Source organism: Acidocella sp. (genome assembly GCF_050253495.1).
GTDB lineage: Bacteria > Pseudomonadota > Alphaproteobacteria > Acetobacterales > Acetobacteraceae > Acidocella.
On sequence record NZ_JBFWIX010000033.1, the window covers coordinates 1 to 25,424 of the forward strand.

Below are 25,424 nucleotides of genomic sequence, written 5' to 3' on the forward strand. Positions count from 1 at the left end.
CCGATCTGCCCTGTCTCAGCGCCTTGCGCGCCCGACGACGCCGCTCGGGACGGAAAATGATTGTCCTGCGGTCGGATTCAGGCGAAACTCACGTCAGACGGCATGCCACTTGGGGAATGTATGTTCAAACAGCCGACGGAAGAGGAAAAACGGCACGACTTCCTCTGGCGTGTTCATGCCCATGTGCCGGGGCTGGGTGAAATCGGTGTATTCAACCGGTCTCATTACGAGGATGTTCTGGTGGCGCGGGTGCATGGCCTCGTGCCGGAAAAAACATGGTCCAAGCGTTATGGAATCATCAACGACTTTGAAAAGCTTCTGGTCCGCGGCCAGGTCACCATTCTGAAGTTTTTCCTGTATATTTCGCCCGAGGAACAGCTTGAGCGTTTTCGCCAGCGGCTCGACGATCCTGCCCGGCAATGGAAGATCAGCGAGGCCGATTACAAGGAGCGTGCCCTATGGGGTAAATATACCGAAGCCTACGAGGCCATGCTGGAAAAATGCTCCACCAAGGCGGCGCCATGGTATGTCATTCCCGCCAATCATAAATGGTTCCGCAATCTGGCCGTTTCCCAGATTATCGAGGCGACGCTGGATGACATGAATCTCCATTTGCCCGCGCCATCGGTTGATCTGGACAAAATCAGGCGGGATTATCATCAGGCCAAGGGGCTTACGCCGTAGGCGCCTTGTCATGGCGTGGCGCCGGGCAGGGGAATGAAGTCCCGCTCATCGCCCGCCACCACTCCGAAACGCTGGCGAAGCCAATCCTCCTTCGCCTGTTCGATGCGCTCCCGCGAACTGGAAACAAAATTCCACCAGATATGGCGCGGCCCGTCCATGGGCTCGCCGCCCAGCAGCATCAACCGGCTGTCGCGCCGCGCGCGGATGGTAATGGCATCCCCGGGGCGGAAGAGCAGCAACAGCCCCTCGCCATGGCGTTCCCCACCGATCTCGATCTCGCCGGAGATGATTTGCACGGAGCGTTCCTCATGCTCGTCCGGCAGCTTCAGTGACGCGCCGGCATTGAGGCTGACATCCACATAAAGCGTGCCACAAAATACGCGGACAGGCGATGTGGCGCCATAAGCCTGCCCCGCGATGACCCGCGCCACGATTCCGTCAGCTTCAAGTTGCGGGAGACTTTCACCCTGATAATGAAAAAATCCAGGCTCGCTTTCCTCCGCCGCCTTGGGCAGAGCCACCCAGCTTTGAATGCCGAGAATCGGCTGAGCCCGCGTCCTGGTATTGGGCGGGGTTCGCTCGGAATGGGCGATGCCGCGCCCGGCGGTCATCCAGTTCACTTCGCCGGGGCGGATTTCCTGGGAGCTGCCCAGCGTGTCCCGATGCAGGATTCGCCCCCGCATCAGATAGGTTACGGTCGCGAGTCCGATATGCGGGTGCGGCCGCACATCCAGCCCATGGCCCGGCTCGAAACGGGCTGGGCCGATATGGTCCAGAAACACGAATGGCCCCACCATGCGCCGTTTCGCGTGTGGCAAGGCGCGGCGCACACGTAAACCACCTATATCATGGGTGATGGGCGTAATAACGATGCTGGCCCCGCCCTCGGGGCCAGTTTGGGGGGTATGCAGCCAGGACATTGCCGCTCCGGTTCCAGGTTATCGTTGAATAACCCAGCTCCAGCGGTCAAGCCAGGGTGGCATCGGGGGTCATTCCTCGGTCGCGTTCTCCATGTCCAGGGCCAGGGGGTTGGCTGTGTCGTCTCCCTTGTCACCTTGCATCGCATTGATTGTCTGTTGGCTGCTCTTCTGGCTCCACTCGCCGGCGCCGCGCCGCTTCGTTGGCACGGAAAGTCTGTTGAGGTCGGGCTTGCTGGAAGCCGTCATGGTCTGGCGGTACGCGGCAGGCCGGTTGGCGGCGCTTGGGCGGTTGGCGGAAGCGCGGCTGGTTGGCTGGCTGAACGCGGCCGTGCCGGATAGTTTGAAGGCGGCGAGTAAGCGGTTCAATCCCTCGATCTCGGCGCGCAGCGAATGCACGGCCGCGGTGCTTTCCTCCACCATCGCCGCGTTTTGCTGCACGGTGTTGTTCATGAGGCCCAGCGCCTCGTTGACTTCTCCCAACCCGCCGGACTGGTTGGTCGCGGTACTGGCCATGTCGGCAATGAGCTTGTCGATCTGCCCGACGCTGCTGATAATCCCATCCAGCGTCGTGCCGGTTTTGCGGACCAGGTCCACCCCTTGGTTCACTTGGCTGGAACTGGTCGAGATCAGGCTCTTGATCGCCTTCGCGGCATCGGCGGAGCGCTGGGCCAGCGCCCTGACCTCCGAGGCGACGACGGCGAAGCCGCGCCCGGCATCGCCCGCGCGGGCGGCTTCCACCCCGGCATTCAGCGCCAGCAGGTTGGTCTGGAAGGCAATATCGTCGATCAATCCGATGATTTGGCCGATTTCGCGCGATGAGCCTTCGATCTGCTCCATCGCGGCGCCGGCCTCCGCCACCACGCCGCGTGAGTTTTCCGCCCGGTTGTTCATGGTGCTGGCTGTCTTGGTGGCCTCGGCGGTGCCGTCGGCCATATGCTTCACCCCCTTGGTCAGTTCGTTCAGCGCGGTGGTGGATTCCAGCAGGCTGGCGGCTTGTTGTTCGGTCCGGCGGGACATGTCGTCCGACGCATGGGCTAGCTCATCCACCCCGCCGCTGATCGTCCGGGACGCGCTGAGAACACCGTTCAGCGTGGCGGAAAGCTTTTCCATGGCGGCGTTGAAATCGTCTCGCAATTTGGCGTATTCCGGTGGCAGCACATCGCCGATCCGGTGTGTCAGATTGCCGGAGGCCAATGCCGCCATCGCCGGGCCCATCGCGTTCCCGACCGCTTCGGCGCTTTCGCGCAGGCGTGCTTCGGCGGCCTGCTTCTCCTGGTCCAGCTTGTCCAGATAGGCGGAAATGGCCATGTCCATATCCAGCATGACGACCTTGGTGATGCTCACGGCTTCTTCGATCGCCTGATGGCGGATCTGGTTCCGGTTCTTGGCGAGGCGCGATTCCGGCCAGCGCGCCTCCAGCAGGGCGGTCAGCAGATGCCCCAGCACGATATTATAGCCGCCTATATACCAGCGCGGCTCCAGGCCGATCCGCGCATGGACCTCGCCCACGTGAATCACCGACCGCGCATAGGTTTCGTCCAGATTGCCGTTGGAGATATGGTCCCAATGCGCGCTTTGCTTGCTCTTGGCCTGGCCGACCGCCGCGTCGGAGGTAAAGAACCGCGCCGTGTCCGGCGTGGCGCGGATCTGCGCGTAGGAGGCGTCGAGCGCGGCGGGCATCGCCGCCATGATGATGGATTTCGCGCTCCGGAGCCTGTCTTGCAAATGGTTGTTCAGTTTGGAAAAACTCAGCCGTTCATTCAATGCCTGGAAAGGTGACATGGCTCCGCTCGCATTTGGTCTATGCGCGAGATAACCACGAATCGTTTTAATTCTGGATTAATTTGCCGCCGGCCAGGCCGGTTGTTCCTGGCCCGCCAGATGGTTCACCGGCCCATGCCCCGCGCCGATGCCCGGCGCGGTGCGGATGGCCTCTTGCAGATAGGCCCGCGCCCGGCGCACCGCCGCCTCCAGCTCCATCCCCTGCGCCAGCCCGGTGGCGATGGCGGAGGACATGGTGCAGCCCGTGCCATGGGTGTTGCGGCTTGCAAGGCGTGGCAAGGTGATGGCGATGACCGATTCCGGCGTGATCAGCAGGTCGGTCAGGGCCGACTCTTCGCCATGCCCGCCTTTCACCAAGGCGGCTTTGGCGCCCATTTCCAATAACCGGCGCCCCGCCGCGACCCGCTCGGTTTCGGTCCCAACCGGTAAGCCCGTGATTTTGCTGGTTTCTGGCAGATTTGGCGTAATTACCGAAGCCTTGCTTATCAGTTCCGAGATCAAGGCGTCGATGGCGCCGTCCGGCAGCAGCACGGCCCCCGAGGTGGAGACCATCACCGGGTCCAGGACCACCGGCACGTCTTGCGGCAGGTTGGCGGCCACTTCGCGGATGATCGCCTCATTTGTCAGCATGCCAAGCTTGATCGCGTCCACGCCAATATCCGACAGCACGGTGCGCATGCAGAGCGCCACGAACGGCGCCGGAATCGGGTGCACATCCCGCACCCCCAGCGTGTTTTGCGCGGTCAGCGCGGTGATGGCGGTGCAGCCATAGCCGCCCAGCGCGGAGATGGTCTTGATGTCCGCCTCGATTCCCGCGCCACCGCCGGAATCGGAGCCCGCTATGCTCAGAACCCGCGCGATCATTCGGCGGCCTGGGTGGCGGCGGCGGCGATTTCGGCGCAGAGTCCGTCCACGATCTCCTCGATCAGCGCCTGATCCTCGCCCTCGGCCATCACGCGGATCAGCGGCTCGGTGCCCGAGGCGCGGATCAGCACCCGCCCATGGCCGGTGAGCCGCTGGGAGGCGGTCTCGATGGCGTCCTGGATATGCGTCAGCCCAAGCGGCGAAGCGCCGTGGTAACGCACATTGCGCAGCAATTGCGGCAGCGGGTCGAACACGCGGCAGGCCTCGGAGGCGCGCTTGCCCGACCGCACCAGCACCGAAAGCACCTGCAGGGCCGCCACCAGCCCATCCCCGGTGGTGGCGAAGTCGGAGAGAATCACATGGCCCGATTGCTCGCCGCCCAGATTGAACCCCAGGGCGCGCATTGTCTCGGCCACGTAGCGGTCGCCCACCTTGGTGCGGGTGAGGGACAGCCCCATGCCGCCCAGAAACCGTTCCAGCCCCAGATTGCTCATCACCGTGGCGACGATGCCGCCACCGCGCAGATGCCCGGCTTCCGCCATGTCCCGCGCGATGAGGCCGAGAATCTGGTCGCCGTCGATGATCTCGCCGCGCTCATCGGCCAGGATCACCCGGTCCGCGTCGCCGTCCAGGGCGATGCCGATATCGGCATGATGTTCCAGCACCGCCTCGCACAGGGCTTTCGGCGCGGTGGAGCCGGCCTCGCGGTTGATGTTGAACCCATCCGGCGAGACGCCGAGCGGAATCACCTCCGCCCCTAATTCGAACAAGGCGGCGGGGGCGACCTTGTAGGCGGCGCCATGGGCGCAATCCAGAACGATCCGCAGCCCCTCCAGCCGTAAACCGCGCGGCAGGGAGAATTTCGCCGCCTCGATATAGCGCCCGGCGGCATCCACCAGCCGCGCGGCGCGGCCGAGTTTTTCCGGTGGCGCCATCCGGTCGGACAGATCCTCGGCCATGAGGGCCTCGATCTCGGCCTCGGTTGCGTCCGACAGCTTGGCGCCGTCCGGGCCGAACAGCTTGATGCCGTTATCCTCGAACGGGTTGTGCGAGGCTGAAATGACAACGCCCAGATCCAGCCGTAGGGAACGCGTGAGCATGGCGATGGCCGGGGTGGGCAGGGGGCCCGCCAGCGTCACGTTCATGCCCGCCGAGGTGAAGCCGGCGGTCAGGGCGGGTTCCAGCATATAGCCGGACAGCCTGGTGTCCTTGCCGATGATCACGCGGTGCTTATGGTCGCCCCGGGTGAAGAGCAGCCCGGCCGCCTGGCCGAGCTTGAGCGCCGTTTCGGCCGTCATCGGCGCCTTGTTGGCGGTGCCGCGAATCCCGTCCGTGCCGAACAGGCGGCGTTGGGGCTTTTTATCCATCATCTCTCTCAGTCAATCTCCGCCAGACCCGCAAGGCGTTCACGGTTCCGGCCACGTCATGCACGCGCAATATATGCGCCCCTTGGCTCACGGCATAGATTGCCGCCGCCAGGCTTTCAGGATCGCGGCGCGCGGCGCGCGCCTCGCCGGAAATCTCACCCAGGAACCGCTTGCGCGAGAGGGCGATGAGCAAGGGATGGCCAAGCCCCGCCAACCGCGCGGTGGCCCGCAGCACGGCGATGTTCTGCGCGCCGATCTTGGCGAAACCGAGCCCGGGGTCCAGGCAGATTTGCCCGGGCTTGATTCCGGCCGCCAGGGCGGCGTCCCGCGCGGCGGCAAGCTCCGCCGTCACCTGTGCCGCCACATCCTGGTAGGTGGCGTGGTCGTTCATGTCGGCCGGGTTGCCGCGCATATGCATCAGCACCACCGGGCAAGATGCCGCCGCCACCAGGGACGCCGCGGCGGGGTCGTGCCGGAGGGCGGAAACATCGTTGACGATCCGGGCGCCCGCCGCCAGCGCCGCGCCCATGGTGGCGGCGTTGCGCGTGTCGATGGAAATGACCGCGCCAGCCCGCGCCAGGGCGCGCACCACCGGCAAGATCCGGGCCTGCTCCTCCGTGGGGGTGACCGGGGCGGCGCCGGGGCGGGTGCTCTCGCCGCCTATGTCCAGAATATCCGCCCCTTCGGCCAGCATGCGCAGGCCCGCCGCGATGGCCTCCCGCGCATTCTCGTGCCGCCCGCCATCCGAGAACGAATCCGGCGTGACATTCAGGATCCCCATCACCAGCGGGCGGTTCAACGGCAATCCCGCCCATTCCGTTACTTGCAGCGCCATGCCCGCCCCTATCATGCTTGCCGGAGCCGGGGCTATAGAGTGGGGCAGGAGGTACGCAATGACGGCAAAACTCTATCTCGGCACGGCGCGCTATTCGTCCTGGTCCCTACGTGGCTGGCTGCTGGTGCGGCTGTCCGGGTTGAAGGCGCGGGACATCTTCGTGCCGCTGGAAGGTGGTGAGTCGCCGGAGGTGAAGAAGGTGTCGCCCAGCGGCACGGTGCCCTATCTGGAGCATGACGGCGCCAGGATCTGGGAGAGCCTCGCCATCGCGGAATATTGCGCCGATATCGCCCCGGCCTTGTGGCCGCGCGACCGGCTGGCCAGGGCGCGGGCGCGGGCCATCGCCGCGGAGATGCATGCCGGGTTCCGCGCCTTGCGGGTCGCCATGCCGATGAATCTGGGCCGGACGGATTATGCCGGGCTGGGGCAAACGCCCGAAAGCCTGGCGGATCTCGCGCGGATCGAGGCGATCTGGGCTGAAACGCGCGCGGCGTTCGGCGCGGGCGGGCCTTATCTGTTCGGGGCGGATTTCAACGCCGCGGATGCGATGTATGCGCCCATCGTGGCGCGGCTGCTGACTTATGCGCCGCCGCTTTCGCCGGTCAGCCGGGCCTATTGCGAGGCGGTGCGGGCGCATCCGCTGGTTGCGGAATGGTACGGGATCGCCGAAAAGGAGCCTGTGTCCTGGCAACTTGAAAAATATGAGAGCCTTGCATGATCCGCCGTCACTTGCTGCTGGCCGCGCCGTTGCTGCTCTGCGCCGCGCCGGCGCTGGCCGCCACCACGACCCCGAACATCAATATCCGGCTGGATGACGGTTCCGTCTGGCGGACGACGGTGAAACAGACCTCTTCCGAGGGGTTTTTGCGGATTCACAACGATGGCTTGACGGATGACGTGCTGACCTCCTGGAGCTGCCCGAACGCGGGCCAGACCATTCTGATGGGCAAGGACGGCAAGGCGCTGACTCAGCTCGTCATTCCCGCCAAGACGACGATCGCGCTGGCGCCGGGCGGTATCTATCTTGAGCTGAAGGACATGCAATATCCGGTGGAGCGTGGCTCCGTCCTGCCGTGCGCGTTCACCTTTCAGCAGGCGGGGCAGCTTGGCGGGTTCCTGAACGCGAGCAAGCGCCCCAAGGGCTGAGCGTTCATCCAGCGCGGATCCGGGCGGCTTGTACCGGGGGGGTGATGACGTTACCCTCCCCAGGGCGCAGGCGGGCTGGAGGATGGCATGAACGACGTGGCGAGGGGCAAGACCGGCGGCGCCACGGCGCGGGCCGCGTCGTTGCCGGGGTTCGACGAGGAAACCTATCTGCGTCTCAATCCCGATGTGCTGGTGGCCGTGGCGGAAGGCAAGTTCAGGTCCGGCCGGGAGCATTACGAACATTATGGCCACGCGGAGGGGCGCCTGGCCGTGGCGCCGAGCGGCCTGCCCCGGGACCGGGTCATTATCACCGCCCGCTCCGGCCAGCCGGCGGAAACGCCTCATACTCCGGTGGGCGTGGTGGATGCGATCAAGCTCTCCGTCTCGGGCGGGATTTATATCGAGGGCTGGGTGAATGACGCGCTCGACCGGCTGGATACGGTGGAGCTGTATGTCGCGGGCTGGTCCATCGCCTTTTCAGCCAGCGGGCTGGCCCGTACCCGCCGGCCGGACGCGGAGCAGGTCGCCGGGGTGCATACGCCGCACCCGGTTGGATTCTGGGGGTTCATCCATGCCGCCCAGCATTTGCCATGGGGCAAGTGCAATGTGGTGCTGCGGCTGAAATCCGGTGCCGAGCTGGTACAGATCGTGACGATCGAGCCGGTGGGCGATATCGAGCTGCGCGGCACGATGCTGAATCATCTGGCGGTGTCGCATTATCCCGGCCCGGCTTATTTCAATGCGGTCGCCGCGATCGACAAGGCCATCGGCGCGCATCTCGTCGATTTCAGCCGGATGCTCACGCGCCGGGCGGTCAGCGCGCCTTATATAGAGCGTTTCCATCAACCGGGGCGTGTGCCCAGGGCCTCGGTCATTGTCTGCCTCTATGGCAAGGCGGAATATCTGGCCTTGCAGCAGGCCACGTTCGCGCGCTGCCCGGGGGCCGAGGCCTATGAGTTCATCTATGTCTGCAACAGCCAGGCCCTGGCCGAGAGGCTGCTGCGGGACGCCGCCCTGGCGAGGATGATCCACGGGCTGGACATCACGCTGATCCTGCTGGAGGCCAATGCCGGGTTCGCGGCGGCGAATAATCTGGCGGCGGCCCATGCCCGCACCGGCCGGCTGATTTTCATGAATCCCGACGCGTTCGTGAAAACACGGGATTTCGCCGCGCGCCATCTGGCTCTGGTGGAGGAGTTGCCCGCCGAATGCACGGGGGTGTTCGGCGCGGCGCTGTATCATGATAACGGCGCCCTGATGCATGCGGGTATGTATTTCGAGACGGATACGGTTCCTGGCTTCATGCTGGACCAGAAAACGGATGTGTGTGTTCTGCGCGCCGCCCATTATGGCAAGGGCGCGCCGCCGGAAGCCGCGGAGCTGTTGCGCCCGCGCCCGGTGCCGGCGGTGACGGGGGCCTTCATGTCCTGCGAACGCGGCTGGTTCGACAAGCTGGATGGGTTTTCCCAGGATTACATATTCGGTCACTATGAGGACGCGGATTTTTGCCTGCGCAGCCTGGAGGCGGGGCGGCCCGCCTGGCTCGCGGATTTGCGGCTTTGGCATCTGGAGGGGCAGGGCAGTGCCCGCCAGCCGGTGCATGAGGGGGCGCTGGCGGTGAATCGCTGGCTGTTCACCCGGGATTGGCTGGAGAAGCTGCGGGATGGGCTGCTGGGCGAGGCGCCCGGGCACCCGCTGCTGGCGGAGAGCGTGCCGTGAAGGTGCTGATCGTCGCCATGTATCATCCGGAGCTGGTGCGCGGCGGGTCGCAGCAGGTGGCCTATGAATTGTTCGAGGGGCTGAAGGCGCTGCCGGGGGTCGAGCCGGTGCTGCTTTGCTCGGCCGATTCCAACGCCCAGGCCTTGTTCAAGAGCGGGGCGGGGGTTACCGGCTTCGATGGACGGGAGGATGAGTTCCTGTTTCTCTGCCGGGATTATGATTATGTCTGGCAGAAATTCTCCAGCCCGGCGCAGGCTGAGGGATTTGCCGCGTTTCTGCGGCAGGTCAGGCCGGATGTGGTGCATTTTCATCATTTCATGACTTATGGCATCGACGCTCTGACGCTGACGCGCCAGGTGCTGGCGCATGCGCGGATCGTGTTCACCGCGCATGAGTTCCTGACAATCTGCGCGGCGGATGGGCATATGGTGCGCAAGACGGATGGCTCGCTATGCGGGCATGCCTCGCAATCCAGATGCCATCAATGCCTGCCGTCATTGCCGCCGGAGCATTTTTTCCTGCGTGAGCAATGGATGAAGGCGAATCTGGCGGTGGTGGATCTGTTCACCGTGCCCAGCCGTTTCATGGTGGCGCCCTTTGCCCGCTGGGGGCTGGACCCGGAAAAGATCCTGCATGTGCCCAATGGTTTGCGCATGCCGTCGAAACCCCAGGCGGGAATGGCCCCCGCGCGGCGCAACCGGTTCGGGTTTTTCGGGCAGATGGTGGATGTGAAGGGCCTGCATGTGCTGCTGGAGGCGGTGAACATGCTGCGCGCCGAGGGGTTCGACGATTTCGAGGTCGAGATCAATGGCGCGAATATCGACTTCGCGGGCCCGCAGAGGCGGCGCGAAATCGAGACATTCCTGGAGGAGGAGGCCGCCCGCCCGGCGCGCGAGCGGCGGGTGAGTTTCAATGGCGCATATCATCACGACCAGATCGCGGCCAGGATGGGGCGGGTGGATTGGGTGGTGGTGCCCTCGCTCTGGTGGGAGATTTATTGTCTGGTGATCTCGGAAGCCTGGCATTTCGGCCGGCCGGTCATTGCCTCGGGCGAAGGCGGCCCGGCGGAACGGGTGACGGACGGGGTGGATGGGCTGCTGTTCGAAATGGGGGATGTGCGCGCCTTGGCGGAGACGATCCGCCGCGCCGCCACGCAAGAGGGGTTGTGGGAGCGGTTGGCCGCTGGGATCAGCCCTCCGAGCGGGCGGGAGGAGATGGCGAAAGCCTATATGGATGTTTACGAGGCCGCGCTGACGGAGGAGGAAGCCGCCATTTGAGGCTTGTTTGGGACGCCACCCTGGAAACGAGCCGGAATTTTCAGGGGGGGTTGCGAAACCGCCGCCCCTAAAATATCCCAGGGCTTCAATCCAGGGCGGCGCGGTTCTGGCGCAGCAGCAACAGACCCAACAGGGCGGAGGCGATGAACGTGGCGCCTCCCAACAGCAACAGATGCGTATGATCTGGCGCGCTGCCCTTGCCGAGCAAGGCAAAGACCAGCGTTTGCGGAACGAAGCCGATGACCGAGGCGGTCAGGAAGGGCAGCATCCGCACCGAGGTAAGCCCGGCGGCGAGGTTGAGCAGCAGGTTGTTGCCGATGGGCATGAGGCGCAGCATCAACGTGGCGGTGAAGGGGTGGCGGGCTAGGGTGCGGTCCACCCAGGCCAGCCGGGCGCCGAATTTACGCCGGCAGAAATCCTGCGCGATGGCGCGGGCCCAGATGAAGTCCAGGCTGCACGCAAGGAGTTGCGCCACCAGCGCGATGGCGGTGCCGTACCAGGGGCCAAAGGCGTAGCCAGCGGCGAAGGCCGGAATCTGGCGTGGCAGGCCGATGGCCACGAGAAAAGTGGCGAGGAGCAGAAACACCGTCTGCCCGCGCAGCCCGCCTTGCGACAAGGCGGTGGCCAGGGTGGATTGCGCCGCGCCATGGCCCATCAGCGGCAGGGCGGCGGCGATGGCGATCAGCCCGCCCGCCATCAGCGCCGGTTTCAGCGCCTTGGCGGTGGTGCTGGTCGTGGTGATGGCGCGCGGGGCGGTGTCGCTCATTCACGGCCCTCGATCTGCGGGACTTTCCAGCGGCGCTGGAGCCAAGCCACGCCCGCGAGGTCGACGAGGCCAACCTTGAGGCGCTGCCAGTTGTTATAATGCGAGGCACCGTGAGCGCGGGCATGGTGCCGCACCGGCACGGAGACCACCTGCCCCCCGGCGCGGATGAAGAGAGCTGGCAGGAAACGGTGGATATGGTCGAAATGTGGAAGCTCAAGGAAGGCCTGGCGGCGGAAGAGCTTCAACCCGCAGCCCGTATCCGGCGTGGCATCCTTCAGCGCCCAGGCGCGCACCTTGTTGGCAAGGCGCGAACCGTAGCGCTTGGCGTTGCTGTCCTGGCGGTTGACGCGGTGCCCGGCGATGAGAACGGGGCGCGGCCCCTTGGCCTCGGCCTGGAGCATGGCTTCCAGCATGGCGGGAATATCGGCGGGGTCGTTCTGGCCGTCGCCGTCCAGCGTGGCGATATAGGCGCCGCGCGCGGTTTTTACCCCGGTGATCACGGCGCCGCTTTGCCCGCAGCTTTGTTTGTGGCGCACCCGCACCAGCGTGGGCAGGGTCTGGGCGATTTCGGCCAGCACCCTGGAGGTGGTGTCCGTGCTGCCATCGTCCACATAAACGATCTCATGCTCAATTCCCGCCAGCGCCATGCTGATGGCGCTGATCAGCGGCTTCAGGTTGGGCGCTTCGTTATGAACCGGTACCACCACCGAGATCAGCGGGGTGCCGGGGATGGGGTCGGCTTCGGAGAGGAAGCGGGTTTCGATGTTCATGATGTTATTCAGCTTCAGCATTAAGGCGTATCTGTGGCCCGATTCCGCCAATGGCGGGGCGGTGCGCGAGGCGGGCAGGCGGGTGTCGTCAATTGTTCATCTTCAGGCCCATTCATGGCATGGGCGCGCAAGGCCCGCCAGCCCCGCGCGTGGTGAACCGCTTGGCCTTGGCTTGTTTCCTGAGCATCGCTATAAGCCCGCTCAAACACAGGGCGGGCGGAAGGTTCGCCCGCGAATTTAAGGATCTGACGGCATGCTGATTTCGTTGCCTCCGGATTACCGGCCATCGGAAGACGAAGAGTTTATGAATCCGATGCAGACCGAATATTTCCGCCAGAAATTGCTTCGCTGGCGAGGCGATCTGGTGAAGGAGGCCAACGGCACCCTGGCCTCGCTCGGCGAGGGGGGGATCCTGGAGGCCGATATCACCGACCGGGCCAGCGTCGAGACCGACAGGGCGCTGGAACTGCGCACCAGGGACCGGGCCCGCAAGCTGATCGGCAAGATCGACCAGGCGCTGGAGCGGATCGAAACCGGCACCTATGGCTATTGCGAGGAAACGGGAGAGCCGATCGGGCTGCGGCGGCTGGAAGCCAGGCCGATCGCCACGCTGTCCATCGAGGCGCAGGAGCGTCATGAGCGGATGGAGAAGGTCCACCGCGACGATTGAGACCCTCAGACGGTTAAGCAAGAAAAACCGGGGCTTTTGGCCCCGGTTTTTTGTTGCTGGACGTTATTGTCAGTGCAGCTGCAGGGAGGCGGAGTTGGCGCTGGCGGCTAGGCGTTGCTCGGCCACCTGGGTCTTCATGGATTTCTGCAGCTTTTCAAACGCGCGCACCTCGATCTGACGGACGCGCTCGCGCGAGATATCGTAATGCTGGGAGAGTTCTTCCAGCGTGGTGGGATTGTCCCGCAGCCGGCGTTCCACCAGGATGTGGCGCTCGCGTTCGGAGAGGGTTTTCAACGCGTTGGCCAGAAGGGCCTTGCGGCCGGTCAGCTCCTCGCGTTCCGCCATCTCGGTTTCTTGGCTGTCGGACTCATCCACCAGCCAATCCTGCCACTCGCCCTCGCCATCCATCTTGATGGGGGCGTTGAGCGAGTTGTCCGGCGAGGACAGGCGGCGATTCATGTTCACCACGTCCTGTTCGGGCACATCCAGCAAGGTGGCGATCTTGCTCACCTGCTCGGGCTGGAGATCGCCATCGTCGATCGCCTGCATCTGGCCCTTTAGACGGCGCAGATTGAAGAACAGCTTTTTCTGCGCCGCTGTTGTGCCCATTTTCACCAGGGACCAGCTATGCAGGATATATTCTTGGATGGCCGCGCGGATCCACCACATAGCGTAAGTGGACAGGCGAAAGCCACGCTCCGGGTCGAACCGGCGAACAGCCTGCATCATGCCGACATTCCCCTCGGAGATCAGCTCCGAGACGGGCAGGCCATAGCCGCGATAGCCCATGGCGATTTTCGCCACGAGGCGCAGATGGGAATTGACGAGCTTGTGCGCCGCCCTCTGGTCGCCATTGTCACGCCAGGCGCGGGCGAGACGCTCTTCCTCCTCGTGCGACAGCATGGGGTATTTGCGGATTTCCTGCATATACCGCGTCAGGCTGGTGTCGGGGGCCAGATTGGTCATAGTGGAGGCCATACGGATACTCCTCTCTTCGTATTGTCCCGTCGGCCGCGGGCCGGTATGGCCAGCCCGCATAAAGGGACAGTATTGCTACCCTTAGAACAAGAACAATTTAACACCGTCATGCACTTAGTCCTCTTAAAAGAGGGTAAGGTTTTTGGTGAAAGCGTTCAGGTTCGAGGTCATGAAGTGAGTTTACGTACGTCCGTCCGCAGGCGTCAACAAAAACGACCGTATTTGTCCTGTTTCAGGCGCATGCGAGCAATGCATCCGCGAGGGCCTTGAAATCTTCCGGCGGTGGTACGGCAAAGCGCAAGGGGTGCCCGCTGATGGGATGAGAAAAGCCAAGAATTTCAGCATGTAAGGCTTGGCGGGGAAAATCCAGGGCCAAGGTGCGGGCAGGCTCGGGCAGCAGCTTGGCGGCGGCCGGGCGGCGCTTGATGTAAACCGGGTCGCCGATGAGGGGATGGCCTATATGCGCCATATGGACCCTGATCTGGTGTGTGCGGCCTGTTTCCAGCCGGCAGGCGATGAGGGCGGCGCCCAGCCCGGCATTGCGCAGCACATGGTAGTTGGTGGCCGCATGCTTGCCGTTGCGGGTGACCACGGCCATGCGTTTGCGCTCCTTGGGGTCGCGGCCGATATCTCCCTCGATGCGCCCGCTCACCGGGCTGGGCAGGCCCCAGCAAAGGGCCTTGTATTCGCGGTCCAGATCCCGTGCGGCGAAAGCGGCGCTGAGGCGGGTGAGGGCCAGCTCGGTTTTGGCTGTCACCATGACGCCGGAGGTGTCCTTATCCAGCCTGTGGACGATGCCTGGGCGCCGCTCGCCGCCAATGCCGGTGAGGCTGTCGCCGCAATGGGCGATGAGGGCGTTGACCAATGTGCCGTCTGGATTGCCGGGGGCGGGGTGCACCACCAGACCGGCGGGCTTGTTGAGCACCAGCAGGGCATCGTCCTCATACAGAATATCGAGCGGCAGGGATTCGGGCTGGGGCAGGGAGGGCGCGACGGGGGGAAGGGTCAGGCTGTAGGTGGCGCCGGGCTGCACGGATTCGGAGGCGTCCTTGGTGACCATGCCGTTTTTCCGGCAGGCGCCTTCGAGGATCAGGCTCTTGACGCGGGAACGCGAGATGGTGCCGATGCGCTGGGCGAGATAAGAATCGAGCCGGAAGCCGGAATCCTCCGGTGCCGCCAGGACGGAGAGACATGCAGGATCAGCCACAGAATTTGCGGGGGTTGAAGGCGATTGTCGGGATCATGGGGGTGCTGATCATCATCGGGACCACGGTGGTTATCGGCACGATCATCCATCGTCTCTATGCCAGATTCAACGCCGCGCCAACGCCCCCGCAGATGGCCGTTGTACCGGCCCCGGGAAATGTGCCCGCCGCCGCGGCAGCCAGCTTGGCGCCTGGGGAACATATCGCCGGAATTGCCTCCGCCGGGGAGGATCTGGCGGTCTGGGTGAGTGGGCCGAAGGGGGACAGGCTGTTGTTGCTGAATCCACAGACGGGTGTGGTGCGAACCGTGCTGGCCAGCCCGTGAGGAGCATCTGGAAGGTGGACAGGTAAAAATACTGTCCATCCGGCTTGTCATGAGCGCGACGGTAGCTTAAGGAGCGGCGCACCGTGCCTCGTCCCCATCGTCTAGAGGCCTAGGACATCGCCCTTTCACGGCGGTAACAGGGGTTCGAATCCCCTTGGGGACGCCATTGATTTCCCTGCATATTTTCAAGTTATCCACAGCATCTAATCCGGTCATACGGCATATGTACGGCATACACGGTACGGGACATGCCTGGATTACCCCTTAACTCTCCCATGGTTGTATAGTTCTTATATTTTTTCACGCGCTAAGATTCAAAAAGCATCGGACTCATCCGCGCTAGAATGTAACTGCCTTGGTATAATCTACATTTTTTCGTGCGGATGCCTGCGCGGATGAGTGGGATGCCCTATTTTTGGGGTCAAAAAAGCCCGGCTTTCCGCCAAAAAACCAGCACGAGGCATCCGCGCCACCCCTTATATTCGTTACGGTTTCTTGCAGTTTTTGCAAAAGATTACGGTTATGCCTTGGGTTTTATTCGGGTGCCCCCCTGCTAAACCTGCTAAACCTGCTAAACGGGGGTAGGAGATTGCTCCGGCTTTCAAGCCGTAGGCGTAAACTGCTAATTAAGCCGAAACTCGACAAATATCTGATCGCCCTTCAGATAGAACTTGTACGCTGCCTGATATTCCTGCCCATTGTTCATTGTTATTGAGGCTTGGCACTCCTCCTCCGATTCTGTGCTAGAGATTTGGGTTTCGCTGTCCCAAGAAATGATTGAGAGGCCAAGCAGCTTGCCCATAGGGGCCTTGGCAATGGCGTTTTCTACTTGGCTTTTAGCATTATAGCTGTCGCAAGCCGGAAACGTGCGCGGGCTAGCCAAAAAGGCTGAATCGCCTGACCCGTAATAGAAGGCCAGGATTGCCAAGAAACTCACACTAATTATGGTGACACCGCTCCATTCGAGAATGAGATTTCGAACAGACGGCTTGCCTTGGATTCGTTGTGGGTGGCCGCAATGAGGGCAATGGGGGGCCAACGTTGAAATGGTGCCTCCGCAGGCTTCACACGTTCGGGTGGAGGGGCCGGGTTCTCCTGCCTTGGTAGGCATCACCTCCATAATCAAAACTGCAATCGGCAAAAAAATACTCACGGCAACCCATGCAGACGAAATCTTCTTTCGATTGCAGATCAGTCTGGCCGTAACAGCGCCGATTAATGCGAAAACAAATGGAGCTAGCACCCATAGGGGGGACCAAACGCTGTGCATTGCCACCTCTCGCTCAGGCTTAAATCGAAATGATACTAAGCCAACATGAAGCCTTTCGAGCGAATATGCCAGATACACAAACGGGAAGCGGCTTATACCATGGAAGTGTAGGGGCGACGGCCCGAGGAAAACCGCCGCCCCCCGGACGCGCGCGCGGTGAAAGGATTAAAGCCCGCGCCGCGATTAGGCTGCCTTGAACAGTTTACGTCGCGAAGGTGGCGAAGGCGCTGCACCGCCCGGCAGCGGGGTGAACGCATCAACTTGCAGCCGCTGCACCGCAGCGTGCCACGCCGTCACCGCCTCACTTTCAACGGCGGGAAGCATCCCCCAGTCCGGATGCAGCGGGTGTGTGAAAGCCTTAGCGATTAAACGGGCGCTCATGTGCGTCTGCGTCTCCACCACGCCGCCAACCGCGTTTAGTTGGTGATAAAGCTCAATCAGCTTCTTTTCCTGCGCCTTGATCTCGTTAACCAGCGCGGCCACCTCGGGCGAATCCTCAAGCAGGCGGCGAATGGCCATGGCCACGTCAGACTTCGCCCATCTAACCTTTGTCTCAGCATCGCTGGTGCGGCGCTCAATCTCGACACGGGTTTTCCTGGCTGCCTCAACCTCGGCCTCGGCACGCGCAACCTCGGCCTGTAGTTCGGATTTAGGGCGGCAATCCGCAACGGGCTGCCCCAGCCGCCGGGCCACCAGAACGTCCACGTCATCAGGCGCTTCTTGAAGCGCTTGCTGGGCCGCCTCTAGCTTCTCACTGGTGGCGGCTATTAGCCCCCACGGGTCAATGCCACGGACCGCCGCAAGCTCGCGCTCGGCATCGGCAAGGCGCTTCTGGGCCCCAGCTAGTTCGCGCCGGTCCTCAGATAGCGAGCCCACGGTCACAGCCTCCGGGGACGGGAAACGCCATAACGGGCGGAAATGTCCTTGGAGCGCCCATCAAAGGCCAGGGCCAGACGGTGGTCACTGGCACCGCCGTTCCCGCGCGTTTCACGCTCGTAGAGTGCTTTGAGGCCTTCGAGGTTGATATTTTGCAACGTCTCGTCATCGTACCCAAAGCCAGAAAGCTGCTCTCGAAACGCCGCAGCATTGCGCTCGTCAGCTTCGTTTTTCAGCGCCTCATCCATGGCCAGCTTTACTTGACGTTTTAAACTCACAACAAAGACCCTCACAAATGTGGTATCATAATACCACAATAGAGGGGCGTTCGCACGGAAAATCTTTGATATTACTTGATGTTGCGCGGCTGGCTAGCGCCAGATCGAGGCGCTAGCCGATCTCGGCCGTGATGATCTCAATCAACCAATCGTCGGGAATGCTCTCGGGGTTCACTGGCTTGCTAAAGATGCGGTGAGTAAGCTGTTTGTCCGTCCATTCCACCACTGGCCGGTCAAGCGGCGGTTCGTCACTAGGGGCGGCTTCTAGGGCGGCCAGTCGGACGCGCAGACGGCTCATGCTGCCTCTCCATCACCAGCAGACCGCCACGGGCGAGGCAGGGGGCCGCGTCCGTCATCGGGTGCTGCTTCCAACACTCCACCAGCGCGGCGGATCATGCGCGCAACCAGAACCGGCCCGAATGTGCCAGGCTCGGTGATCTCGTGAACGATTTCCGGCAGAGCCGGTATGGCCGGGGAGGTTTTGGCTTCCAGCCTTTCCAGACGGGTCTTAATCGCTTTCATTTTCGCGTCTCCAGTGCTGCAATTCGGGCTTCAAGATCGTGGGTTTCGATGGCGCGGCGCTGACCTTCAACCAGAGCGGCCAGAGACGCGGCTTCATCGGTCGTGATCTCACCGGTAGCGGCGGCTTGCGTGATCGCGGCCATAGCTTCCAGCACGCCACCGGCATCGGACACGGCGGGCAGGTCAATCTGCACCGGCCTGCCTTTTGTTTCCGGCCAGATGCGGCGCAGGATTATTTCAGCCGCGCGCATGTCGCCCTTTTTTGCGGCCTGGATAACGCTCAATAGGATTTCCTCGCCCTCGTTGCGCCCTAGAAGGTCCATGGCCTGCACCGCCTTGTGGCGCGCCCCACGGGGCTTGCCTGCCGGGTTGCCGGACTGGCCGGGCTGGAATCGCCCGGCCTGTTTTTTCGCTGAATTTTCAGGCATTGTGCCCCCCTTCAATTTTGCGAAGCTGGTACGTCGCGCCATTCTTTCGCGCTCCGGCGGCATCCTGCCGGACCAGCATGAAACCGGCGGCGCGGGTGCCGGAAAGTTTGCCTATGAAGGTCGCCATATATTGCCGCCCGCGCCCCTGCGGATCAGCTATGCTCCTCACGGAATCGTGCAGTTCAGCAATCTTCATCGGCGCGGTGCGGTGTTCCTGCCACCAGGCTTCAAAAAGCTCGGATACGCGAAGCCGGAACGGATCGCGGGCCTTGGCTTTGGCGATGGCCTCCACCGGATCGCGACAATCAAGGGTTAGCAGCGGATCGCGCACCCATTCCGCCCATGTCTCAAAGCTGCCAAGCGGCTTCCCGCGCTTCATCTCGTTCTGCCTGCCCCAGCGCCAGATGGTTAGGGCTGCACTCAGCAATTCAGCACGGCGCCCCTTGATCTCAGCAAGAAAGCCATCGCGTCCTTGGGGAAAGTCGCGGGCCTCTGGATCATCGCAATTTGGCTCTAATTCTACCCCCAGGAAGCGCCGCGCTAAGTCCTCGGAGATGGTCAAGCCGTTGCCGGTGACGGCAATCCAGGCGGTGCTGTTAAGTTCCGCCATGCGGGTTTCACCAAACACGCGGACGCGGGCTGGCCGCTCGGTGATAACGGAGGCAAGCGTATCTGATTTCAGCGCCGTGCCGTTCACGTTGTCCAAGAAAAAGGCGGGGCCAGACTGCAACAGTTCCGAGGCGATGCGCTTTTCTAACTCGGCCTTGTCGCTGCCAGCGGTGAAGGCGGGCGGATGCTGGCCATATGCGATGTTACAAGCGGCTTGGACCAGCAAACCTTTGCCACTTCCAGCGCCGGAGATTTCCGGGGCGGTGATGATCGCGCCGGGTGCCAGTGTCAGGCTGGGGCGGCAGATTGCGGTCAGCAAGGCGGCCAAGTAGGCGCTCTCCGCTTCGCCGGGGTGCAGGCCCAGGTCCACGCGGTCAAGCTCTCCGGCGGTGATGCGCTGGCTGCCCGCGAAGGGGAAGCTGGCGAACATCTGCCGGATTTTCAGCAGCGCCGCCTCAGCAACAGCCCGGCTGGGGCGCTCTGGTACGTTCACACGGGGCGCTCTGGCGCAGTACAGCCGCGTTGCCGGGTCGTAACCTTCGTGGCTGCGGATGCCGCCATTTGGGGCGAGAAGCGGCGCGGTGGCGATGCCGTCCAGCGGCGGAAACATGCTCACGGCATCAACCAGCATCTTCGCGGCGCGCTCTGGAAAGGTCACGGGTTTTTCATGGCCTTTGTCATCCAGCGAAACCGGGCGGCAAAGCTCATGCGCCCACATGGTGACGGCATGATGCGTTACCGGCACGGCCCGCACCGCCTCGCCTGGCTCGTTATGGATGCGGACCAGGAAGCCGCCCTGGTTGAAGATCAGTCCAGTGGCTGCCAGCATCTCCGCCGCAGCCTTTACGGCGGCGGGCAGATCGCCCTTGTCTATCAGCAGGGAGGGCAGCATAGCGCGGCTCAGCAGGGCCTCGGCGGCGGCCTGGGGGTCATTGTGCATGTTCATGGCCGCCCCCCTTGAATGGCGCTCAGCGCGGTCGCGCGGGCCTCGTTGCGGGGCAACCCAGCGTTCACCCCAGCCGCCTCTATCAGCGCGATGGCATAGGCAGGGTTAAGAGTGCCGTTCTGTACTTGTTCGGCCAGCCTACACCCGGCCCAAAATAGGCGGCGGTTCCGTTCGCCTTCACTGGCACCAGACGCAAAACGGAGTAAGCGGGCAAGGCTGGCATCATCAGGAACCCGAGGCGGTGCAGGATCGCGCGGCGCGGGCTTGGGCGGCAGCAACCATTCCGGGAATTGAGCGGGCGGTGCATCGGAGATTCGTGTATATCCGAGGGCGCGCCAATCAATCGCGCTGGCTCCGGTGCTGCGAAGCTCCACTCCGCCGCCAATGCGATTCAAGGCGATAGTTGGCAGGCCGGGCCGGTACTGAAACACGAAATGACGGCCGCCGCTTTTCGTGGCATAAACCTCAGTCTCCGGCAGCCGGTCCATCTGGTCAGCCAGCCAATCTAAGCCGCCGTGCTGCCGGTCGATATCGAGCACGACAATGCCGGACGGCTGGCCAGTTGCCACAGCGGGGACCAGGCCGGGGCGGCTGAACCATTCGCGGATAACCGCCGGATCGGTGGTGGCGTCCTTCACGCCATGGGCGCAGGCCGGGCGCTTGGTTTCGGGGTTCATCGGAAACACGGCGCGTCCAGCGGCGGCCATGAATAAGGCATGACGAACGGTCATTAGCCGAAACTCCCCAACAGCCCCGCCAGCAACGCGGCGATGCGCTCGCAGCGGCGGGCTTCCCTTAGTGCGGCGCGGCGAAGCACAGGGTCGCGACTGAGGCGGGCGCGAATGTAAACAGCACGGGCTGCCAGGGCTTCGGCAGCGTGCCGCAGGTCGCGGCGGGTAAGAAAATCAGGAATGTCTTTTTGCACGGGCAAGCTCCGTAAAATGCCTTGCGCGCCGCGCTGCCATTTGCTAAAACTCTATTGCCAGCAAGAGTTTTCCTAAAGTGCAGCCCGGGGCCGTAAGGTCTCGGGTTTCGTTTAGGCGGCGGAAGGGATGCGGATTTCCGCGCGCGGCAGGGCATCAAGGTGCCGGTCCAGGCTCTCACGGTCGATCAGCGTGATCTTTCCGCTCTTACGCGCGGTGATTTCGCCACGCGCCATCGCCAGATAAAGCGCTGTACGCGACTTGCCAGAATAGGCAACAGCATCAGCAATTTTCAAAAAACGGGGTTGCATGTGCACTCCTGCATGGTTTTGAACATGCCCGTATTTTACCACCCGCAACGCACCGCCAGCAGTCTTTCTATGCTCCGGAAAGCTTCAAAAATTTGCAGATATTTACTTACGCTTTTTCAAAATCGCGGGATTTTGGGCGCTTGGTGGAAGGAAAATCCCCACAACGGCGCAACGCCTCGCGGACGGTGGCTGGTGCCACGTCGCACCCCAGTGCACCCGAAAGCAACACGGCAATTTCAGTCGCTTCCAGCTTAGGTAAATAGCCTTCACCTACGTAATGATGAATCTTGCGGGCGGCGGTCATTACGACGGCGCTGGGTGTGTCTAGCTTCTGGCTCAAGCGGGCTTGATCGGCTTCGCGCTTCTCGCCCTGATAGCGCAAAGACGCGGCCAGCTTCGCCACGGCCTCGCGTTCGGAAGGCAGCACAAGAACCCCGGGCTGATTCGCCAACTTTGCAAGAACAGCCTCAAGCGTGGTAGCCTGCTCCTTGCACAGGGAGTCTGTATCGCTCAAATGGGCTTTCACCTTGTGCCGGTTTGCGGCGAAGTTTACGGCGCTCATGACGAATATGAGCATATATTCAGCCTGAGCCGGTGTCAGTCTTAAACAGTTAATCAACTTCATAACCCTGTCGCCAGGATCGGCGGCCACGCGCTCCGCTATTTCCCGAATTTCGGTCGCCAGCAGCTTAGGCTTTTCCAGCGTGGGGACGAAGAGGCGTGGCGCATGGGTTTTGTCGTCCTTCCGCCCCAGGATCGAGGCAGCGTTATAGACAGCGGCCCGATAAGCATACTTTTCTAGCGGCTTTGCCTGCGGGGTGGGTGGTATGCTATCGCTGGCTTCGGTCTTATTCATGGTTTCTCTCCATTATAGGATCATCGGGCCGGGTAGCGTTGCAATCGCTGCTCGGCCCATCGTTTGCCGGGGTCCACCCGGCGCGGGTCTCATCGCCTCATCGGCTTCACGTTGCTTTCCGCCACAATGCCCATGGAACCAAACCCGGCGCGGATGGCATCGGCCACATGATCCGGCGATAAATGGGCGTAGTGTTTGGCGCATATCGCCTCGCCATTCCCAAGCTGGGCCGCGATGACGGCCAGTGATACGCCAGCACGGGCAAGGCGGCTGGCATGGGTATGGCGCAGGATATGAAAGCCTATGGCTGGGGCAATCTTCGCAGCAGCACAGGCGGCCAGCATGGGGCGTTGCTGCTCGCTCTTGCCCCATTCGTCGCCATCGGAGCGTGGCAGCAGCAGGGCCTTGGCGGCACGGCCAGCGGCTTGCTGGGTGAAGAAAGCCTTGCCCTCATCGGTCAGGGTAATATGGCGGGGCTTGCCGCTCTTGCTCTGGCGAATGTGAATGGTTCTGGCATCGGGGTTGAAGTCTGCAACGCGCAGCCGGGTAAGCTCTCCCCAGCGCGCGCCGGTCAGTAGGGCGGCCTGGATCATTGGCCGGAAACCGGGATCAGCGGCGTTCACAAGCCTTGTCGCCTCGTCATCGGTCAAAAACCGGACGCGGGCGGCTTCGGCGTTCTGGAATGGTTTAACACGCCGCCATGCCTCATCCGAGGCAATGCGCCCATCCTGAAAAGCAAGGTTCAGAGCGGCTTTCAGAACGGTCAGGACGCGGTTTGCGGACGCGCGGCGGGCGCGCTGGCCATCGGCATCAGCCGGATCAACCTTGCGGGTTGCTTGCTTGGTTGCCGTCGCCTTTGTCCTTACCCTTGCCGGGGCTGTTGCAAGCCCTTGGTGCCAGCGCCGGATTGCCGCATGGGTCAGTTCTGCAGCTTTCTTGTCGCCAAGAGCGGGCAAGATATGGGCAGCTATGGTGTGTTCCAGCCGGTCAGCCGCCTTGCCGCCGCGTGCCTGATAGTCGCGGACGTAATCGGCCATGATCTCTTTGACGGTAGGGGCTTCGATGACGCGCCCCCCGGCGCGGGTGATCTCGCGGAACCATGCGCGGGCCGCATCCTGGGCCTGGGCGAAGGTGAGGGTTGAAACGCCATCGGCATCTAGCAGGTCATCGGCAGTACCAAGCGCCTGATATTTCCGCACCCGCTCACCGGCAGCATCGTAATAGCGCGCTATCCACGTTCCGGCCTTGCCCGATATGCGCCGGTAGCCAATCGCCCGGCCTTCCTGGAAGTGCCGCCAGTAGGGTTCCCGCCTCACCGGCAACGCCAGCCGGGCCGTCCGGGTATCAAGCCTCTCGTCTCTCGCTCGCCTCGGCATATCTCGCCTTTCGGTTCAATTCTCGCGGCAGGAAGCAAGGCGCGGATGCCCTGCGGATGCCTCGCGGATGCTTTTTGAGGCATCCGCGCTAAAAGATGCAGTAAATATCAGGGCAGTTACAAAAAACGCGGATGAGTCCGATGCCATGGCCAATCCTTATAATATAATCCCTGATTACCGCATCTGACCGCGTCGTGTCTATACGGCATACAAGATGCCGTACAGTACTGAACAGTATTAGACGGTTATATTAGGTTTATCAGATACTTACTGAACGATTAGGGACGTACATGGACACTATTTATCCCCCTTTCACGGCGGTAACAGGGGTTCGAATCCCCTTGGGGACGCCACTATATCATAACATATTGATATAATTAGATATTTTAGGGTGTCTTCCCGCGTTTGTGACACATGCTTGTGACACACGGGACGACATTCATGGCAATGTGTTCGTACGTCGAAAGACGGCGTCAAAGATACTATTTCCGAGCCCGGTTGCCGGTTGAGGCAGCAGCTGTTTTGGGTCGCACTCATGTCGTCGGGTCGTTGATGACCAGCGATTCGCGGCTGGCGAAAATTCGGGCTGCAAAAATCTACTTAGATTATGCAGCCTGCCTCCACATAATCGCTCTCAAGATGAGAGATGCACTGAACAGCTTGAACTGCAGGAGCGCGAGGGAAGAAGCCCTCGTGTCGGCCGCGTTCGAGTTGGAACGTGAATTTGAACAAGAAAAGCAGGTTTTGGAGGCCAAGTTACAGAGCTTGAAAAAGGAGTTTGATGAGAAACTCAAGAGCCTGTTCGTTGATAAGCAAAGCAGCTGGATTCATACGCATGAAGTACATGTGAGCGAGTTTGCGGCGGAACGCCCTGTTTCGAAGTCTCAGGAATATATTTCGACGAATGAGACTCCTTCGGGGAGAATTATCGAAGTAGAGCCTTCTGTGAAATCTGCCTCTCCTGTTTGGTACGAGCTGAGAGGTGCGTTTTTGGCGGACAAGCCTGGCCTGACGGACAAGACGCGATGGAGCTACAATCAAGCGTTTGATATTTGGAAAACCCTTATCGACGCTAAGCCTATTAACGAAATCCGGCGTGCTGATGTGAAACGCTTCGCGGACCATCTTCGCGACCGCCCAAGTACGCGAGGGGGTATGCTCAATCATAACAGCATCAATCGAACTCTGGGCCACGTTAAAAACTTTATGGCCTGGGCGGTCGAGGCCGGGCACGTCGAGAACGATAATTTTGGACAAGTGAAGCCGCGCGGTAAAATCCATGATGAGAAGTTTTCGCGTGATAGCCGTCGCGCTTTTACGGACGAGGAGCTTAAAAAGCTGTTTGGCAGCCGCCTCTTCACTCAAGCCTCTGGCGATGAAACCGATATTGCTGCCGCATGGTTTCTTGCCATCGCTGCCCTAACCGGTGCGAGGACGGAGGAAATTGCTACAGCACCGGCTGTCTTGGTGAAGGTTGGCGAGACTTTGTGCTTGGATTTGCGCAAGGTCGGGACAAAAACACGTGCCGCGCCAAGATTGGTGCCTTTGCTACCTGAACTGTTGAATCTTGGGGTGGTGAACTGGGCGCAGCAGCAGGCCGTGCTAGTGTTCTGATCGGAAAGTAGTCTACATTCTGGCTAAACCTTAAACTTGGGGAGGCTAGGATGTCGAAGGGTCGTGCGGTTGCTGTCATGTTGGATGATGCTGAGCAAGCTGCCCTG

General features: G+C 62.1%; 29 protein-coding genes and 1 tRNA gene. 9 read left to right on the plus strand and 21 right to left on the minus strand.

What is annotated here, in order from left to right; genetic code table 11:
* Positions 1-120: 120 nt before the first annotated feature.
* The gene (locus AB7D48_RS16445) at positions 121-684 is read left to right on the plus strand and encodes a PPK2 family polyphosphate kinase (protein ID WP_427981408.1); all 564 of its coding nucleotides are present in this window, start codon (positions 121-123) and stop codon (positions 682-684) included.
* Between the two features lie 8 nt (positions 685-692).
* On the opposite strand, the gene AB7D48_RS16450 is transcribed toward AB7D48_RS16445, so the two are convergent.
* From AB7D48_RS16450 to folP, 5 genes are all read right to left on the minus strand, one after another.
* Entirely contained in the window at positions 693-1,604 is a 912-nt protein-coding gene (locus AB7D48_RS16450; protein WP_427981410.1) for a pirin family protein, read from the minus strand.
* Positions 1,605-1,673: 69 nt separating this feature from the next.
* On the minus strand, positions 1,674-3,386 hold the full coding sequence (locus AB7D48_RS16455) for a methyl-accepting chemotaxis protein (protein ID WP_427981413.1): 1,713 nt from the start codon (positions 3,384-3,386) through the stop codon (positions 1,674-1,676).
* Positions 3,387-3,443: 57 nt separating this feature from the next.
* Complete coding sequence (gene thiD / locus AB7D48_RS16460) at positions 3,444-4,250, minus strand: bifunctional hydroxymethylpyrimidine kinase/phosphomethylpyrimidine kinase (RefSeq protein WP_427981415.1); 807 nt, start codon at positions 4,248-4,250, stop codon at positions 3,444-3,446.
* Entirely contained in the window at positions 4,247-5,617 is a 1,371-nt protein-coding gene (gene glmM / locus AB7D48_RS16465) for a phosphoglucosamine mutase (RefSeq protein ID WP_427981417.1), read from the minus strand. Before glmM ends, thiD begins: the two co-directional genes overlap by 4 nt.
* A complete protein-coding gene (folP, locus tag AB7D48_RS16470) occupies positions 5,610-6,452 on the minus strand; it encodes a dihydropteroate synthase (protein WP_427981419.1) in 843 nt (280 codons plus the stop codon). Before folP ends, glmM begins: the two co-directional genes overlap by 8 nt.
* A gap of 58 nt (positions 6,453-6,510) precedes the next feature.
* Between folP and AB7D48_RS16475 the strand changes: the two genes are divergently transcribed.
* From AB7D48_RS16475 to AB7D48_RS16490, 4 genes are all read left to right on the plus strand, one after another.
* Entirely contained in the window at positions 6,511-7,170 is a 660-nt protein-coding gene (locus AB7D48_RS16475) for a glutathione S-transferase (RefSeq protein ID WP_427981421.1), read from the plus strand.
* Positions 7,167-7,598 (plus strand): copper chaperone PCu(A)C, encoded by a 432-nt coding sequence (locus AB7D48_RS16480; RefSeq protein WP_427981423.1) that lies wholly within the window; start codon positions 7,167-7,169, stop codon positions 7,596-7,598. The genes AB7D48_RS16475 and AB7D48_RS16480 overlap by 4 nt, the downstream gene beginning before the upstream one ends.
* A gap of 87 nt (positions 7,599-7,685) precedes the next feature.
* Positions 7,686-9,317, plus strand: a complete 1,632-nt coding sequence (locus AB7D48_RS16485) for a glycosyltransferase family 2 protein (RefSeq protein WP_427981425.1) — start codon at positions 7,686-7,688, stop codon at positions 9,315-9,317.
* The gene (locus AB7D48_RS16490) at positions 9,314-10,594 is read left to right on the plus strand and encodes a glycosyltransferase family 4 protein (protein WP_427981427.1); all 1,281 of its coding nucleotides are present in this window, start codon (positions 9,314-9,316) and stop codon (positions 10,592-10,594) included. Before AB7D48_RS16485 ends, AB7D48_RS16490 begins: the two co-directional genes overlap by 4 nt.
* 85 nt (positions 10,595-10,679) lie before the next feature.
* Here the strand turns inward: AB7D48_RS16490 and AB7D48_RS16495 are convergent, their stop codons facing one another.
* Both AB7D48_RS16495 and AB7D48_RS16500 read right to left on the minus strand, forming a co-directional pair.
* Entirely contained in the window at positions 10,680-11,360 is a 681-nt protein-coding gene (locus tag AB7D48_RS16495; RefSeq protein ID WP_427981430.1) for a TVP38/TMEM64 family protein, read from the minus strand.
* Positions 11,357-12,151 carry a glycosyltransferase family 2 protein gene (locus tag AB7D48_RS16500; RefSeq protein WP_427981432.1) on the minus strand — a complete coding sequence of 265 codons (795 nt, stop codon included), beginning with the start codon at positions 12,149-12,151 and terminating at the stop codon, positions 11,357-11,359. Before AB7D48_RS16500 ends, AB7D48_RS16495 begins: the two co-directional genes overlap by 4 nt.
* Positions 12,152-12,383: 232 nt before the next feature.
* On the opposite strand from AB7D48_RS16500, the gene dksA reads away from it, so the two are divergent.
* Positions 12,384-12,800: an RNA polymerase-binding protein DksA gene (gene dksA, locus AB7D48_RS16505; RefSeq protein ID WP_427981435.1), complete on the plus strand. Its 417-nt coding sequence runs from the start codon at positions 12,384-12,386 to the stop codon at positions 12,798-12,800.
* A 69-nt stretch (positions 12,801-12,869) separates the two neighbouring features.
* Here the strand turns inward: dksA and rpoH are convergent, their stop codons facing one another.
* Complete coding sequence (gene rpoH, locus AB7D48_RS16510) at positions 12,870-13,778, minus strand: RNA polymerase sigma factor RpoH (RefSeq protein ID WP_427981438.1); 909 nt, start codon at positions 13,776-13,778, stop codon at positions 12,870-12,872.
* Positions 13,779-14,010: 232 nt separating this feature from the next.
* Complete coding sequence (locus tag AB7D48_RS16515; RefSeq protein WP_427981441.1) at positions 14,011-14,985, minus strand: RluA family pseudouridine synthase; 975 nt, start codon at positions 14,983-14,985, stop codon at positions 14,011-14,013.
* Here AB7D48_RS16515 and AB7D48_RS16520 point away from each other — a divergent pair.
* Entirely contained in the window at positions 14,970-15,308 is a 339-nt protein-coding gene (locus AB7D48_RS16520; protein WP_427981444.1) for a hypothetical protein, read from the plus strand. The genes AB7D48_RS16515 and AB7D48_RS16520 overlap by 16 nt on opposite strands.
* A gap of 90 nt (positions 15,309-15,398) precedes the next feature.
* Positions 15,399-15,474 (plus strand) — tRNA-Glu (locus AB7D48_RS16525).
* Positions 15,475-15,930: 456 nt separating this feature from the next.
* On the opposite strand, the gene AB7D48_RS16530 is transcribed toward AB7D48_RS16525, so the two are convergent.
* The 12 genes from AB7D48_RS16530 to AB7D48_RS16585 all read right to left on the minus strand — a co-directional run bounded on the left by AB7D48_RS16530 (position 15,931) and on the right by AB7D48_RS16585 (position 23,643).
* Positions 15,931-16,461 carry a hypothetical protein gene (locus tag AB7D48_RS16530; RefSeq protein ID WP_427981446.1) on the minus strand — a complete coding sequence of 177 codons (531 nt, stop codon included), beginning with the start codon at positions 16,459-16,461 and terminating at the stop codon, positions 15,931-15,933.
* Positions 16,462-16,761: 300 nt separating this feature from the next.
* On the minus strand, positions 16,762-17,460 hold the full coding sequence (locus AB7D48_RS16535; protein ID WP_427981449.1) for a hypothetical protein: 699 nt from the start codon (positions 17,458-17,460) through the stop codon (positions 16,762-16,764).
* The gene (locus AB7D48_RS16540; RefSeq protein ID WP_427981452.1) at positions 17,457-17,702 is read right to left on the minus strand and encodes a hypothetical protein; all 246 of its coding nucleotides are present in this window, start codon (positions 17,700-17,702) and stop codon (positions 17,457-17,459) included. Before AB7D48_RS16540 ends, AB7D48_RS16535 begins: the two co-directional genes overlap by 4 nt.
* Positions 17,703-17,844: 142 nt before the next feature.
* The gene (locus AB7D48_RS16545; RefSeq protein WP_427981454.1) at positions 17,845-18,030 is read right to left on the minus strand and encodes a hypothetical protein; all 186 of its coding nucleotides are present in this window, start codon (positions 18,028-18,030) and stop codon (positions 17,845-17,847) included.
* Positions 18,027-18,254: a hypothetical protein gene (locus AB7D48_RS16550; RefSeq protein ID WP_234732094.1), complete on the minus strand. Its 228-nt coding sequence runs from the start codon at positions 18,252-18,254 to the stop codon at positions 18,027-18,029. The genes AB7D48_RS16545 and AB7D48_RS16550 overlap by 4 nt, the downstream gene beginning before the upstream one ends.
* Entirely contained in the window at positions 18,251-18,682 is a 432-nt protein-coding gene (locus AB7D48_RS16555; RefSeq protein WP_427981456.1) for a DUF5681 domain-containing protein, read from the minus strand. The genes AB7D48_RS16550 and AB7D48_RS16555 overlap by 4 nt, the downstream gene beginning before the upstream one ends.
* Positions 18,675-20,237, minus strand: coding sequence for a hypothetical protein (locus AB7D48_RS16560; protein WP_427981458.1), 1,563 nt, complete (start codon positions 20,235-20,237; stop codon positions 18,675-18,677). The genes AB7D48_RS16555 and AB7D48_RS16560 overlap by 8 nt, the downstream gene beginning before the upstream one ends.
* Positions 20,234-20,968: a bifunctional DNA primase/polymerase gene (locus AB7D48_RS16565; RefSeq protein ID WP_427981460.1), complete on the minus strand. Its 735-nt coding sequence runs from the start codon at positions 20,966-20,968 to the stop codon at positions 20,234-20,236. Before AB7D48_RS16565 ends, AB7D48_RS16560 begins: the two co-directional genes overlap by 4 nt.
* The gene (locus AB7D48_RS16570) at positions 20,968-21,162 is read right to left on the minus strand and encodes a hypothetical protein (protein ID WP_234732098.1); all 195 of its coding nucleotides are present in this window, start codon (positions 21,160-21,162) and stop codon (positions 20,968-20,970) included. The genes AB7D48_RS16565 and AB7D48_RS16570 overlap by 1 nt, the downstream gene beginning before the upstream one ends.
* 111 nt (positions 21,163-21,273) lie before the next feature.
* On the minus strand, positions 21,274-21,471 hold the full coding sequence (locus tag AB7D48_RS16575) for a hypothetical protein (RefSeq protein WP_427981462.1): 198 nt from the start codon (positions 21,469-21,471) through the stop codon (positions 21,274-21,276).
* Positions 21,472-21,577: 106 nt separating this feature from the next.
* On the minus strand, positions 21,578-22,327 hold the full coding sequence (locus tag AB7D48_RS16580) for a hypothetical protein (protein ID WP_427981464.1): 750 nt from the start codon (positions 22,325-22,327) through the stop codon (positions 21,578-21,580).
* Positions 22,328-22,416: 89 nt separating this feature from the next.
* Complete coding sequence (locus tag AB7D48_RS16585) at positions 22,417-23,643, minus strand: tyrosine-type recombinase/integrase (RefSeq protein WP_427981466.1); 1,227 nt, start codon at positions 23,641-23,643, stop codon at positions 22,417-22,419.
* A gap of 507 nt (positions 23,644-24,150) precedes the next feature.
* Between AB7D48_RS16585 and AB7D48_RS16590 the strand changes: the two genes are divergently transcribed.
* The gene (locus AB7D48_RS16590; protein ID WP_427981469.1) at positions 24,151-25,317 is read left to right on the plus strand and encodes a DUF6538 domain-containing protein; all 1,167 of its coding nucleotides are present in this window, start codon (positions 24,151-24,153) and stop codon (positions 25,315-25,317) included.
* Positions 25,318-25,424: the final 107 nt, after the last annotated feature.